Raw genomic sequence first — 13,579 nt, forward strand, 5'->3', positions numbered from 1 at the left:
CATCACGGAAGCGGTCGTGGTGCAGAGTGTCTTGACCACTGGGGTTCGAGGGGGTAACTCCTGGATCTGTTCGGCGAGGCAGCTTCAAGGTGGGCGAGCCCCGTGGCATCGGTCAAACCGATGCCGACGTCGATGAGTGGTTTCCCGGTCGGAGTCGACGCGCCGATCGTGGCCAGTATGGTGAGACGCCAGACGCGTCCCTGCCGGACCGGATCAGACCGGAGCCTCAGTTGAGACGGGAACCGTGGACGTGGTTCCACAGGCCGTGGGGATCTCCGACCGGGGAGCGGCCGTGGCCAGCGCGGTCACCTCGGCTCGCGCCGCGGCCAGCGAGCTCGCCGCCAGCGGCCGGAAGCGGGCCAGATGCGGGACGAGTCCGGCCATGGTCATCTCGGCGCTGACGAAACAGAGGTTCTCGTCCGCCACCCCCAGCCCGCCGAAGTACGTCCGCAGGTAGGGCGTTTGGAAGTCCCATGCCTCCCGTGGGGTGCCCGGGCCGTAGGTGCCGCCCCGCGTGCTGATCACCACCACCCTCGTACCCTGCAGCAGGCTGTCCCCGGTGTCCGCGTCGGTGAACGCCCCGGGGAAGCCCACCCGGTCGATCCATGCCTTCAGCGAGGCGGATACCGAGTAGTTGTACATCGGGGCACCGATCAGCACGGTGTCGGACGCCAGCAGATCGGAAATCAGTGGGCGCGTCAGCGCCCACTCCCGCTTCTCGGCCGGGCTCTCGATCAGCCCGTCCACTTCGGCGGGCGGGACGAGGCCGTGTCGCTCCACTCGGCGGCCGAGCGAGCAGTAGGCGGTATCCAGCGGCGGCACCGGGTCTGCGGCCAGATCCCGGTACCGATATCCGGCCGGGCCGTGCACGGCCCGCCAGGTGTCCGCGAACAGCGTGGTCAGTTGTCTGCTGACCGACTCGCCGGAACGATTGGCACTGGAATCCAGGTGCAGCAAGGACATCATCGGTTCTCCTGTCACTTCAGTTACGTTGCGTGCGTCATGAGAGCTGACGGAGCGGGACGGAGAAAGGTGACCGGTGGACGAGCGCGATGGGCTGGCGGAACGTTTCGAGACGCAGCGCGGCCGGCTGCGGGCAGTCGCCTACCGGATGCTCGGCTCACCGGACGAGGCCGATGACGCCGTGCAGGAGGCATGGCTCCGCCTCGGCCGGGTCGACGCCGGTGATGTGGACAACCTGGCCGGCTGGCTTCGGACCGTGGTGACCCGTATCTGTCTCGACATGCTGCGCTCCCGCAGAACGCGGCGGGAGGATCTGACCGTGCAGGAAGTGCTCGACCAGGTCTCGAACCCCGCGCAGGGGAGCCCCCCGGAAGACGAAGCACTGCTGGCCGACTCGGTGAGCCGCGCCCTGCTCGTGGTGCTGGATACGCTGGGCCCCGCCGAACGGGTCGCGTTCGTGCTCCACGACATGTACGCCGTGCCGTTCGACCAGATCGCGCCCATCGTGAAGCGCACGCCCGTCGCCACGAAGAAGCTCGCCAGCCGCGCGCGCCACAAGGTGCAGGGCAGCCCGGTGGTCCCGGCGGCCGAGCTCGTCCGGCACCGGCAGGTCGTCTCGGCGTTCCTCGCCGCAGCGCGGGCCGGCGACCTCACCGCGATCCTTGCCGTGCTGGCCCCCGACGTGGTGCGCCGCGCCGACCCCGCGGCCCTGCCGCCGGGCGGAGCGACCGAGGTCCGCGGCGCGCGGGCCGTGGCGGAGGGGACAGCCGCCCTTGCCCGCAGGTCGCAGCTCGCCGAACTGGCCCTGGTCGACGGCGCGGTGGGGGTCGTCGTGGCCCCGCGCGGCCGACTGCTGTTCGCGCTCACCTTCACCGTCGAGGACGACAGGATCGCCGAGTACGACGTGATCGCCGACCCCGCGCGCCTCCGGCGACTTCACCTCGCCGTCCTCGACTGACAGGAGGAAGGCCTCGGCCGCCGGCCCTGGGCGGCGCCCTGTTCGGAATCGGCTTCGGGTTCGTCGACGCGCCGATCAACCACACGGCCGGCTCCGGCAGAGAAGTACCTAGAGGGTCTAGGTAGCTCCGGTGGAGGTGGCGGATGGCCCGCGCGGGTCTCACGGCCGAACGCGTGGTGGAGGCGGCGGCGGATCTGGCCGACTCCATCGGCTTCGGCAAGGTCACGATCTCCGCGCTGGCCCGCGGCTTCGGGGTCAAGGACGCCAGCCTGTACTCCCACGTCAGGAATCTGCACGACCTGCGGACCCGGGTCGCGCTGCTGGCCGCGGGTGAGTTCATCGACCGGATCAACGCCGCGGTGGTGGGCCGGGCCGGGAAGGACGCCCTGGTCGCGTTCGCCGACGCCTACCGGGCCTTCGCGCTGGAGCGGCCCGGACGGTACGAGGCGACGCAGATGCGGATCGATCCCGCCGTCGCCGCCCAGTCGTCCGCGTACCACCGCACCATCGAGACCACGGGTGCGATGCTGCGCGCCTACGGCCTGGCCGAGCCCGATCTCACCGACGCGGTTCGGCTGCTGCGCAGCACCTTCCACGGCTACTGCGCACTGGAGGCCGGCGGAGGCTTTGGTGCGCCCCGCGACGTACAGACGTCCTGGGAGCGGTCCATCGAGGCCCTGCACTTCCTGCTGGAGCACTGGCCGTCCGCGACGAGCGCGGGGACGAGCAAGGGGGAGAACGATGACTGATCGCACGACACCGGCCCGCACCGGCCGCCTGAAGGTGCCCGGGGCGACGCTGTACTACGAGGTGCGCGGCGAGGGCCCGCTGCTGCTGATGATGCCCGGCGGGAGCGCCGACGCAGGGATCTACGACCGGATGGCGGCGCAGCTGGCCGACCGCTGGACCGTCGCCGCCTTCGATCCGCGGGGATACTCGCGCAGCGTCCTCGACGGGGAGACCGGCGACCAGCGGGTGGAGGTGCAGAGCGAGGACGCGTACCGGCTGATCGACCTGCTGGCACCGGACGGCGGGCCCACAGCCGTCTTCGGATCCAGTTCGAGCGCCATCGTCGCCCTGGACCTGCTCACCCGCCACCCGGAACGGCTGCACCGGGTGATCGCGCACGAGCCGCCGGTGGTGGAGCTGCTGCCCGATCCGGAACAGGGACGCAAGCTTTTCGCCGCTGTACGCGACTCCCACCGCAGGGACGGGGTGGTCGCGGCGCTGGCCACCATGACCGAGGGCCTCATGGGGCCGGAAGCCGGCCATCCGGCCGAGGGCGGGCACCGGGCGGCGGCATCCGAACCGTCCGCGCAGGAGGCCGAGGTGTTCCGGCGGATGCGCGCCAACCTCCCGGTGTTCCTGGAGCACGTGCTGTGCCCGTTCAGCAGTTACGTACCGGACCTGGAGGCCCTTGGGTGCGGCGCGGAGAAGCTGACCATCGGCGTCGGGCAGGACTCCCGCACCCTCCTCACGGCGATTCCGGGTGCCCGGCTGGTGGACAGGGCCGGCGGCAGGCTCATGGAGTTCCCCGGTGGACACGCCGGTTCCACCGAGGATCCCGATGCGTTCGCCGCGCGGTTGCGGGAGGCGCTGCTCGACTGAAACGGGCAGGTCAGGGGTGGTGACGAGCTGGTTCCAGGCCCTTGTTCCGCGACCCGGAACAACTACCTGAGCCACCATGGCGCCAAAGTGGCGCCGTGGTGGCGTGGCGGCGTCATGGACCTCAAACGCAGACCACAGCCATGAGGACGAGACAGCCACGCCTGCTTTCGACACCCCCGAACCGATCTCCGTCACCCTCGAATTCGACATCGGGTCAGTCCGGATCGCCGCGACGAAACGTACGGACACGGTGGCCGAGGTGCTGCCGAGCGACGGCGCCGAAGACGCCGACGTGCGCGCCGCACAGCAGACCGAAGTCACCTGCTCGGGCGGCAAGTTGCTGGTCAAGGGCCCCAGGAAGCGCTCCCTGTTCGGCACGAGCGGATCGCTCGACCTGAGCATCGAACTGCCGGCCGGCTCCGATGCGCACGGCACCGCACCGATGGCGGACTTCAGCTGCGAAGGCCGCCTCGGGGGCTGCAGGATCAAGACCTCGGCCGGTGACATCCAGATCGACGAGGCCGCGACCGTGCACCTGAAGACCGACCACGGCGACATCCGCCTGGGCCGCGCGACGGGGGACGCCGAGGTCACCGGCGCGGGCCGGGTGGAGGTCGGCGCGGTCACCGGCCACGAACCACGGGCGGCGGTGTCCCCTGGGTCGCCCGTGACGGGTGAGCTGTTATCGCTCTCTTGTCAGCGGCCTTTGTCTGCCCATAAGTTGGGCGCTTGCGACGTGTCCTACTGCCAGTGGGGGAGCCAAGTCATGGCCGCAAACGGACGGCACCGCAGATATCAGCCCAGTCGGCTCAACCGTGCCTCGCTCACGGTCACCGCCGGCGGTGCGGGCATCGCGCTCCCGCTCATCGCAGCCGCCTCGGCAGGCGCCGCGTCGACGGATGTCTGGGAGAAGGTAGCCGCCTGCGAGTCCACCGGCAACTGGCACATCAACAGCGGCAACGGCTACTTCGGCGGCCTGCAGTTCACCCGGTCGACGTGGGCTGCCTACGGCGGCACGGTCTACGCCCCACGCGCCGATCTGGCCACCAAGGACCAGCAGATAGCCGTGGCCGAGAAGGTGCTCGAAGGGCAGGGGCCCGGCGCCTGGCCGCGCTGCTCGACACGGGCGGGGCTGACCAGTGGCGGGGACGCCCCCGGCATCGACCCGCAGTCGGATCGGACCAGTCACGTAAAGGCGCCCGGGAAGGCCACCGCCGGGAAGCCGGAGACGAAGCGGACGTCCACGCCCACCACGCCGAGCACTGTGCCCGGCAAGCGCGAGTCGTACACCGTGGCCAGTGGTGACTCGCTCTCCGCGATCGCGGAGAGCGAGCAGGTCCGGGGCGGCTGGCAGCACCTGTACGCGGCGAACCGCAAGGTCGTGGGGGACGACCCGGATCTCATCTTTCCCGGACAGCGCCTGAGCCTCGATGAGGCCCAGGCGCCGAGGACCGGTTCCAAGGCGGCCTCGACGGCGGCAGCGAAGCCGAAGGCAACGACCGCGCCGCACCAGAAGACAAAGCCGCAGCACCAGACCACCAGGCCGAAACAGCAATCGGCCACACCGCAACACCAAACGGCGAAACCCCAACACCAGACCGCGAAGCCCCACCACCGGACGACCAAGCCGAAGCAGCACCCGAAGAAGGCCGAGAGCCACACGCCGCAGCGGGCGGAGAAGCACTCCGACAGCCTCGTCGCGCCGGTTGCGGCGGGTATCGGTACCCGGTACCACCAGGCCGGTTCCTGGGCCAGCGGCTATCACACCGGTGTCGATTTCCCCGTCCCGACCGGCACTTCAGTGAAGGCGGTCGGCTCCGGCACGGTCGTCTCGGCGGGCTGGGCGGGGGCGTACGGATACCAGATCGTCATCCGGCACGGCGACGGCAAGTACAGCCAGTACGCGCATCTGTCCGCGCTTCATGTGCGTGAGGGCCGGCATGTCTCCGCAGGCCAGCGGATTGCGCGCTCGGGCTCCACCGGGAACGTCACCGGTCCGCACCTGCACTTCGAGATCCGTACCGGTCCAGGCTACGGCTCGGACATCGACCCGCTGGACTACCTCAGGGCGGGCGGCGTCAGCGTCTGAACGGCCCCCTGGGGCCCGGCTGTGTCAGCCGGAGCGGCAGAGCCCGCGGACACGCCACCGCGGCGTGCGGTGCCGGTGTGCGACGACCGCCCGGGCCCGAACTCCACCTGCCCGAGCCGACGCTCCAGCGGCATCATCAGAGGAAGCGCAGGGGCTGCCGAGAACGTTTCCGCGATGGTTTCGACGACCCCGGCGGGCGTCGACGGTGCGGGCTCGGGAGGAACGACGAGAACGACGACCGTCTGCGTCTCAGCGGGCTGAGCCAGAACCACCGCCGGTACCGCAGCACCTTCGGCGTCGGGCTCCGCGTCCGAACCCTCCGTGTCCGAACCCTCCGCGTCCGTCCTGTCCCCCGGAGCGTCCGGGCGCTCGACTCCGGCCGGCTGCCCGGCGCGGTGCTCCGCGCCCAGCCGCTCCGTCGTGAGAAGTATCAGCCCGCCCGCGGCGACCACCCCGCAGGCCAGCGCGAGCATGGTGCCGGCCGTACCGTGCCGGAACTGCTCATCGAACATGGTGATGCCGACAGCCGCGGCTATCACCGGGTTCACCACGGTCACCGTGGCCAGCGGTGCGGTCAGCCCGGCGCCCCGGTACGCGGCCTGGGAGAGCAGCAGCCCGGCGGCCGCGAAAGCGGCGATCGCCAGCAGCGCCGGCATTCCTGCACCCGCCGCACCGGAGGTCCACTGCACGGCCACCGTCTTCGTGAACACCGAGGCGATACCGAAAGCGACGCCTGCGGCCCCGGCCAGGATCACGCTCCGTACCACCGGCCGGTGCAAGCCCTTGGAGATCAGGAAGAGCGCCGCGACCGCACCGAGCGTCACGCCGGCGAGCATCAGCTGATCCGGGCCGCTCAGAGTGTGCGACTCGGCGTTCCCGGTGAGCGCGAGCAGACCCGCCAGACCGACGGTCGCCATGATCGCGCCGCGCCAGGCCGTGGTACCTGCCCGGCGGCGTACGAAGAGTGCAGCCATCGGCAGGGCGAAGACGATGGTCAGCGCACCGAGCGGCTGGACGAGACTGAGCGGACCGTAGGCCAACGCCACGACATGCAGCACCGCGCCCACGCCGTTCAGCGCCACGGCGGCCCACCAGACACGGTTGCGCAGGGGCGCGAGCGAGTGGCCGTCTCCAGCCGTGGCCACGCGCTCCTGGACGATCGCCCCGGCCGCGTAGGCGACCGCGGAGACCAGTGACAGAAGCACGGACAGCGCAAGGGAACTCATGTACACCACGATGTCGCTTCAAAGCGGCTACGTCGTCGTCCTTGAGGCGGCGATCCTGCGTACTGCCTTGGTAGTAGGCGACTACTCCCAGTGTCCTCCTCCCGACGGTAGTCCTCCCTCCCGAGTGCCCCGGAGCGATTGCTCCGAGGGGCTACGGTGAACGGCGGGTCACGGCATTCCGGGGTACCCGCGATGTCACGAGTGGCGGCCGGGGAGCCGAGAAGGAGCAGCGCGATGGAGGAGCCCGCAGCGGCCTCGGTGGGCGGATTCTTCGCACTGCGGACCACTGCGCCGCCCGACGGGGCGCACCGCCCGCTGGCCCTGTCGTATGCGGGGGAGTCCGCACCGCTCACGGCCCGGATCGACACAGTGGCCGCCCGGCTCCGTACCTCCGAGCGCAGAGTCGCCGCCTCCGTCGCGCACCTGGGGCTGGCCTCCCGCCTCTGGTCGGTCGCACTCGGCCCGGCGGTCCTGACCGGCCGCTTCCCCGATCTCTCGCCCGATGCCCTGCACTGGGACCCACAGCACACCGCCCCCGACGACCTGTGGCTGAACACCGCGGAATCGCTGCCTGCCACCGCCGCCCGGATTCGGGAAGCCGTTCAGTACGCCCATCTCGTGCCCCTCGCCGAGGCGATCCGCCGCGACGGCTCCCTGTCGAACGGGCTGCTGTGGGGCAACGCGGGGTCGGCGCTGGCAGGAGCCCTGCGCGAACTGGTCACCTGGGCCCGCACCCACCGCCGCCCCGACGTGTCCGGCCGGGCCCGCGCACTGGTCGCCGAACTCTTCGACCACCCGGACCTCCGGAACACCGGCGCCCCGCACGACCCGGCGTTCCGCCGCCGTAGTTGCTGCCTGTACTACCGCTGCCCGGCCGGCGGCCTGTGCGGCGACTGCGTCTTCGACCGCAGACCGGGCTCCTTCGCCCGCCACCTCTGACAGGCAGGCCGAAGCGCGGCGCAGCGGCCGCTCTGGTGGGCACTGTGCCTGTGGTTCTCGGTGGTCGGGGTCGACTTCTCCTTGATTTGTCATGCACCTGGACAGCAGAACGGGTGTCGTGCTGTCATGCCAACTGCCATTCCTTCCAACGTTGTACATCCTGTTGCAACGAGCCGCCACCCTTCCTCAGCAAGGAGGATCCGTGCGCATCAGAAAGAAACTGGTTCTACTTCTCGCTGCCGTTCTCGGCACCGCCGGCCTGTCCGCCGTGCCCACCGCTTCGGCCGCCCCGGACCCCGGGAACGCCGGCGAAGTGCATGGTCTGAAGGGCGAGTACTACACCCAGTCCGCCCCCGGTGCCTTCGACTTCGGACAGCTCAAGGCCACCGGATTCGACCCGGACATCGACTTCCCGACGCTTGAGTCCCGGCTGAGTTCGGCCACCGGGCAGAGCGACGACGCCAGCATCCGGTGGACCGGGAAAATCGTTCCGGAGAAGACCGGCGCCCATGTCTTTTCGATGATCGGGGACAACGGCTTCCGTCTCTGGATCGACGGGAAGCCGGTCATCGACCACTGGGTCGACGACTGGGAGAAGGAACAGACCTCGCAGCCGGTCGAGTTGACCGCGGGCAAGGCATACGACCTCAAGGTCGAGTTCTTCGAGCACCAGGGAGGATCCAACCTCCATCTGAAGTGGACCGAACCCGGCGGCAGCAAGGTGCCGGTGCCGCAGTCCGCCTTCCGGCTTCCCGACGACTTCGCGTACGACGGTGCCATCGCCGCCACCGTGCTCGCCGACGGTCGCACCCTCAAGCTGGACTTCGCGCAGAAGCTCGCTCCCCTGCCCGCCGGGTTCGTGAATCATCTCGACGCCGTCATCGGCGGTGCCAAGTGGCCGCTCGGCGCCGTCAAGGCCGACCCGGCCGACCCGCGCAGCCTCACCGTCGCGCTCAAGGAACCCGTCGTCGGCAACAAGGGCGGGGACGCCGGCGGGCTCGCCGATGTCCGGTACGACGGTGCGGGGGCGCTGGCCGGGGAGGACGGGAAGGCCGTCGGGGCCTTCTGGTCCAGCGGGCCCAACAAGTCCACGTACGAGCTTCGTACGAAGTGGGCCGATGAGGTGGGCCCGCGCAACGCGCTTCCCGAGTACCCGCGGCCCCAGCTCACCCGTGACAACTGGCGGAACCTCAACGGCTCCTGGGAGTTCGCCGCGGCGAAGGCGGGGGATCGGCCCCCGGTCGGCAGGAGGCTCGGTGAGAAGATCCTCGTTCCGTATCCGGTCGAGTCGCAGCTCTCCGGGGTCGAGCGGCACGAGGACCGGATGTGGTACCGCCGCACCTTCACCGTCCCCAAGGACTGGAAGGTCGGATCCGGCAAGCGCCTCCAGCTGAACTTCGGGGCCGTCGACTGGCAGTCCGAGGTGTATGTCAACGGCCAGAAGGTCGCCGAACACAAGGGCGGCTACGACAAGTTCAGCGCCGACATCACCGACGCGCTGAAGCCCGGCCGCACCCAGGAGCTGATCGTCGGCGTCTACGATCCGACCGACGCGGCGAACGGCGAGAACCCGCCGATGGGCAAGCAGCGCCTCGACCCGAGCGGCATCTGGTACACCCCGTCCTCCGGAATCTGGCAGACGGTGTGGATGGAGCCGGTCGCCGCCGACCACGCGGACTCGCTGAAGCTCACCCCCGACGTCCAGGGCGAGAAGGTCGCCGTCGAGGTGCGCGGGGTGCGGGACGGGGTGCCGGTCACGGCGACGGCGTACGACGGGAAGCGCAAGGTCGGGAGTGTCAGCGGACACACCGGGGCGGCGCTGAACCTGAGTGTTCCGGACCCGCATCTGTGGTCCGCGAACGATCCGCATCTGTACCAGCTGAAGGTCAGCGTCGGATCGGACCGGGTCGGCAGCTACTTCGGGATGCGGTCCATCGCGGTCGAGAAGGTGAACGGCACCCCGCGCACCGTCCTCAACGGCAAGCCGGTCTTCCTGATGGCCACCCTCGACCAGGGCTTCTGGCCCGACGGGCTGCACACCGCGCCCACCGACGAAGCCCTCGCCTACGACCTGAAGATGCACAAGGCGATGGGGTTCAACTCCGTCCGCAAGCACATCAAGGTCGAGCCCGACCGCTGGTTCTACTGGGCGGACAAGCTGGGCCTGCTGGTCTGGCAGGACATGCCGGCGATGAACACCGTCAACCCGTCCACCGCCGCCCGCGCCGAGTACGAGCGCGAGATGAAGGAGATGATCGACGAACACTCCAGCCATCCGTCCGTCGTCATGTGGGTCACCTTCAACGAGGGCTGGGGCCAGTACGACCAGGCCCGCATCGCCGACCAGGCCAAGTCCTGGGATCCGACCCGGCTGGTCAACAACATGAGCGGCCTCAACTGCTGCGGCGCGGTGGACGGCGGCAACGGTGACATCGCCGACGCGCACGGCTACCCGAGCCCCGGGCTTCCGCAGCCCGACGGGAAACGCGCCCTGGTCAGCGGCGAGTACGGGGGGCTCGGCCTGGCCGTGCCGGGGCACGCCTGGGCCGTACAGCAGTCGTACATCGCGGTCGACCCGGCCACGTACACCGACGACTATCTGGCCCGGCTGGACGAGGTGCGAAAGCTCGCCTGCAAGGGCAGCAACGGCGCCGTCTACACCCAGATCTCGGACGTCGAAGGGGAGTTGAACGGGCTCCTCACGTACGACCGCCGGATCGTCAAGCCCGACGTCGAACGGATCAAGGCGGCGCAGGACGCGCTCATCCGCGATGCGTCGAACCCGGTCGTGGCGGGGTGTCCCACCACCTGACGTGTGACATTGCTCCGGCCCGTCCCACCCGGGACGGGCCGGAGCGTTCGCGTCCGAACCCTTGACGCGAACCACCCGGGAACCAAGAATGATCGCGCTCTGACAACGTTGTCCAAGGAGGAGTACTCCATGCACCGGACCCCACGGCCGCGACTTCGCGGCCCGGCGGCCGCACTCGCCGCCGTCGCGCTCCTCGGCGGTGTTCTCACCACCGGGGCCACGGCCCAGGCCGCGCCCCGTACCGACGAACAACTGACCGACCTGGTCAACCCGTTCATCGGCACCCAGAACGAGGGCAACACCTACCCCGGCGCCTCCGTGCCGTTCGGCATGGTGCAGTTCTCCCCGGACACCGGCCACAACACCGGCTACGACTACGGCGAGAACCACATACGCGGCTTCTCAGCCATCCATCTCTCCGGCGTCGGCTGCGGCCTCGGCGGCGATCTGCCGACCCTGCCCACCACCGGAGACGTCACACAGACCGACTACGCCAAGTACGCGGCGGAGTTCAGCCACGACGACGAGAAGGCGAGCCCCGGCTACTACAAGGTCGGGCTGAAGACCGGGATCGACGCCGAACTCACCGCGAGCAAGCGCACCGGCGTACAGCGCTACACCTTCCCGGCCACGGACAAGGCCAACGTCCTGCTCAACGCGGGCCAGTCGTTGCACCGGACGCTCTCGTCCAAGGTGGAGATCCTCGACAACCGGACGGTACGGACCGCGATCACCGGCAGCGGCTTCTGCCAGGACACCAAGCCGTACACGCTCTACACGATCACCCGCTTCGACCGTCCGTTCACCACCTCCGGCACCTGGAACGGCGACACCGTCACCGAAGGCTCCAAGGAGTCCTTTGCCGCCGGCGCCCGCAACGGCGCCTGGCTGCGCTTCGACACCACGAAGGACCGCACCGTCGAGGCCACCACCGCCCTGAGCTACGTCGACGCCAAGGGCGCCGCGCTCAACCTCCGCACCGAGGGCGGCCGCAGCTTCGACCGGGTCGAGCACACCGCTCAGCAGGCATGGGAGGAGCGGCTCGAAGGCGTGCAGGCGCAGGGCGGCAGCGACCAGCTCCGTCGCACCTTCTACTCCTCCCTCTACCGGTCCTTCCTCGCCCCCAACGTCGGCAGCGACGTCGACGGCCGCTACACCGGCTGGGACCAGAAGACCCACCGTGCCAAGGGCTTCACCTACTACCAGAACTGGTCTCTCTGGGACACCTACCGCACCCAGGCCCAGCTTCTCTCGCTCCTCGCCCCGCGCGAATCGCGCGACATGGCGATCTCCGTCCTGCGTATCGACGCCGAGAGCGGCTGGCTGCCCAAGTGGGGCTACGGCACGGTCGAGACGAACATCATGACCGGCGATCCGGTCACCCCCTTCCTCACCAACGCCTACCAGCAGGGGCTGCTGAAGGGGTACGAGGAAGAGGCGTACCGGGCCCTGAAGAAGAACGCCGACGGGGTGCCGCCCGCCGACTCCGCGCCGGTCGGCCGCGAGGCCAACGTCCAGTATCTGAAGGACGGGTTCGCCCCGTACATCAAGGACCGTCAGCACGCCAAGCCCGGTGACTCGGACTTCGACCACGGTGCCTCCGCCACCCTGGAGTACGCCCTCTCCGACGCAATGCTCGGCGAGATGGCCCGCGATCTCGGCCACGACGCCGACGCGAAGCGGTACGAGGACCGAGCCCAGAACTACCGGAAGATCTTCGACCCCTCGACCGGCTTCTTCCGCGCCCGCGATGCCGCCGGGGCCTTCACCGGACCCGCCGACCCGGCACAGAGCGAGGGCTTCCACGAGGGCACGTCCTGGCAGTACCAGTGGCTCGTACCGCAGGACCTGCCCGGCATGGTCTCACTGATCGGCGGGAAGGACGCCGCCAACCAGCGGCTCGACTCCTTCTTCGCGTACGACAAGTTGCTCGCCGACCCCGCGAAGACCGCCCGTGAGGTCTGGGTCAACGGCCCGTACGCGTACTACAACGCCGACAAGTACAACCCGCAGAACGAGCCCGACCTGATCGCCCCGTACACCTATCTCTCCACCGGCCAGCCGTGGAAGACCACCGATGTGGTGCACGCGGCCCTCACCCTGTTCACCGACACCCCGACCGGCATGACGGGCAACGACGACCTCGGCACCATGTCCGCATGGATGGTGCTGTCCTCCATCGGCGTCTTCCCGGTCCAGCCGGGCACCGACACCTGGGGTCTGTCCACGCCCGCCTTCGAGCGCGTCGACATCAAGCTCGACCGCCGCTACTTCCCGCGCGGATCGCTCACTGTCAGCGCGCCCGGCGCCTCGGACACCGACCGGTACATCCAGTCGGCCCGGCTCGACGGCACGGACCGGTCCCGCACCTATCTCACCACCGACGACATCCGCTCGACCCGCTCGCTCTCCTTCACGGTGGGCAGCGAGCCGTCGGCCTGGGGCACTTCGGCCGCGGACGCCCCGCCCGCACTGGGCTGACCGTGGTCGTGGGGCGGGCGGCGTCCCGCCCGCCCCACAGCTCAGCTGCTCAGCTCGAACTCGGCCCGGATGCGCTTGCCCACCGGCACGCGCTCGGCGGTCAGCCTGTCGCACAGCGCCACGACGATCTCCATGCCGTGGCCGCCGGGGCGCGTCGGGTCGGGTGAGTAGAACAGCGGCAAGGCCGTGCTGCTGTCGTACACCGTGACGCTGACGCGCTCCGCGGTGCCCTCCAGCTCCAGCAGATACGGGCCCTGGCTGTAGCGGTCCGCATTGGTGACCAGCTCGCTCACGGCCAGTATCAGATCGCTGCGGGTGTGCTCGCCGAGCACCGCGAGCCACTCGGCGGCCAGCCGGACCAGAAAGCGGTCGGCCAGGGCCCGGGCCTGCGCGATGCAGCCGGGCTCGCCGTCGAACACCTCGGCGCTGTGCAGAACCTCCGTGGGCCGGTCGGGGCAGGGGCGGCCGGCCGGTCGCGAGGTGACCTGTTCGTTCATGTGCTC

General features: G+C 69.8%; 10 protein-coding genes. 7 read left to right on the forward strand and 3 right to left on the reverse strand.

Annotated elements, in window-relative coordinates; genetic code table 11:
• Positions 1-213: 213 nt before the first annotated feature.
• Positions 214-966, reverse strand: a complete 753-nt coding sequence (locus tag ACGFU7_RS29925) for an FMN-dependent NADH-azoreductase (RefSeq protein ID WP_393699837.1) — start codon at positions 964-966, stop codon at positions 214-216.
• Positions 967-1,039: 73 nt separating this feature from the next.
• On the opposite strand from ACGFU7_RS29925, the gene ACGFU7_RS29930 reads away from it, so the two are divergent.
• The 4 genes from ACGFU7_RS29930 (at position 1,040) to ACGFU7_RS29945 (ending at position 5,618) form a co-directional block, all read left to right on the forward strand.
• On the forward strand, positions 1,040-1,921 hold the full coding sequence (locus ACGFU7_RS29930; protein ID WP_393699839.1) for a sigma-70 family RNA polymerase sigma factor: 882 nt from the start codon (positions 1,040-1,042) through the stop codon (positions 1,919-1,921).
• Between the two features lie 143 nt (positions 1,922-2,064).
• On the forward strand, positions 2,065-2,670 hold the full coding sequence (locus ACGFU7_RS29935; protein WP_393699841.1) for a TetR/AcrR family transcriptional regulator: 606 nt from the start codon (positions 2,065-2,067) through the stop codon (positions 2,668-2,670).
• Entirely contained in the window at positions 2,663-3,529 is an 867-nt protein-coding gene (locus ACGFU7_RS29940; RefSeq protein WP_393699843.1) for an alpha/beta fold hydrolase, read from the forward strand. Before ACGFU7_RS29935 ends, ACGFU7_RS29940 begins: the two co-directional genes overlap by 8 nt.
• Positions 3,530-4,295: 766 nt before the next feature.
• On the forward strand, positions 4,296-5,618 hold the full coding sequence (locus tag ACGFU7_RS29945; RefSeq protein WP_393700024.1) for a transglycosylase family protein: 1,323 nt from the start codon (positions 4,296-4,298) through the stop codon (positions 5,616-5,618).
• Here the strand turns inward: ACGFU7_RS29945 and ACGFU7_RS29950 are convergent.
• On the reverse strand, positions 5,588-6,853 hold the full coding sequence (locus ACGFU7_RS29950) for a DMT family transporter (protein ID WP_393699844.1): 1,266 nt from the start codon (positions 6,851-6,853) through the stop codon (positions 5,588-5,590). The genes ACGFU7_RS29945 and ACGFU7_RS29950 overlap by 31 nt on opposite strands.
• Before the next feature lie 225 nt (positions 6,854-7,078).
• Here ACGFU7_RS29950 and ACGFU7_RS29955 point away from each other — a divergent pair, with 225 nt between their 5' ends.
• The 3 genes from ACGFU7_RS29955 to ACGFU7_RS29965 all read left to right on the forward strand — a co-directional run bounded on the left by ACGFU7_RS29955 (position 7,079) and on the right by ACGFU7_RS29965 (position 13,076).
• Positions 7,079-7,783 (forward strand): (2Fe-2S)-binding protein, encoded by a 705-nt coding sequence (locus ACGFU7_RS29955; protein ID WP_393699846.1) that lies wholly within the window; start codon positions 7,079-7,081, stop codon positions 7,781-7,783.
• Positions 7,784-7,985: 202 nt separating this feature from the next.
• Positions 7,986-10,595 carry a PA14 domain-containing protein gene (locus ACGFU7_RS29960; RefSeq protein WP_393699847.1) on the forward strand — a complete coding sequence of 870 codons (2,610 nt, stop codon included), beginning with the start codon at positions 7,986-7,988 and terminating at the stop codon, positions 10,593-10,595.
• Positions 10,596-10,724: 129 nt separating this feature from the next.
• Entirely contained in the window at positions 10,725-13,076 is a 2,352-nt protein-coding gene (locus tag ACGFU7_RS29965) for a GH92 family glycosyl hydrolase (protein WP_393699849.1), read from the forward strand.
• Positions 13,077-13,117: 41 nt separating this feature from the next.
• Here ACGFU7_RS29965 and ACGFU7_RS29970 read toward each other — a convergent pair whose 3' ends face one another.
• Complete coding sequence (locus ACGFU7_RS29970; RefSeq protein ID WP_393699851.1) at positions 13,118-13,573, reverse strand: ATP-binding protein; 456 nt, start codon at positions 13,571-13,573, stop codon at positions 13,118-13,120.
• Positions 13,574-13,579: the final 6 nt, after the last annotated feature.

Source organism: Streptomyces sp. NPDC048473, assembly GCF_043200155.1.
Classification (GTDB): Bacteria; Actinomycetota; Actinomycetes; order Streptomycetales; family Streptomycetaceae; genus Streptomyces.

Excerpts from the sequence above, each read along its gene's own strand:
- ACGFU7_RS29970 (WP_393699851.1), bottom strand. The coding sequence starts at position 13,573 with ATGAACGAACAGGTCACCTCGCGACCGGCCGGCCGCCCCTGCCCCGAC.
- ACGFU7_RS29965 (WP_393699849.1), top strand. The coding sequence starts at position 10,725 with ATGCACCGGACCCCACGGCCGCGACTTCGCGGCCCGGCGGCCGCACTC.
- ACGFU7_RS29940 (WP_393699843.1), top strand. The coding sequence starts at position 2,663 with ATGACTGATCGCACGACACCGGCCCGCACCGGCCGCCTGAAGGTGCCC.
- ACGFU7_RS29945 (WP_393700024.1), top strand. The coding sequence starts at position 4,296 with ATGGCCGCAAACGGACGGCACCGCAGATATCAGCCCAGTCGGCTCAAC.
- ACGFU7_RS29935 (WP_393699841.1), top strand. The coding sequence starts at position 2,065 with ATGGCCCGCGCGGGTCTCACGGCCGAACGCGTGGTGGAGGCGGCGGCG.
- ACGFU7_RS29925 (WP_393699837.1), bottom strand. The coding sequence starts at position 966 with ATGATGTCCTTGCTGCACCTGGATTCCAGTGCCAATCGTTCCGGCGAG.
- ACGFU7_RS29955 (WP_393699846.1), top strand. The coding sequence starts at position 7,079 with ATGGAGGAGCCCGCAGCGGCCTCGGTGGGCGGATTCTTCGCACTGCGG.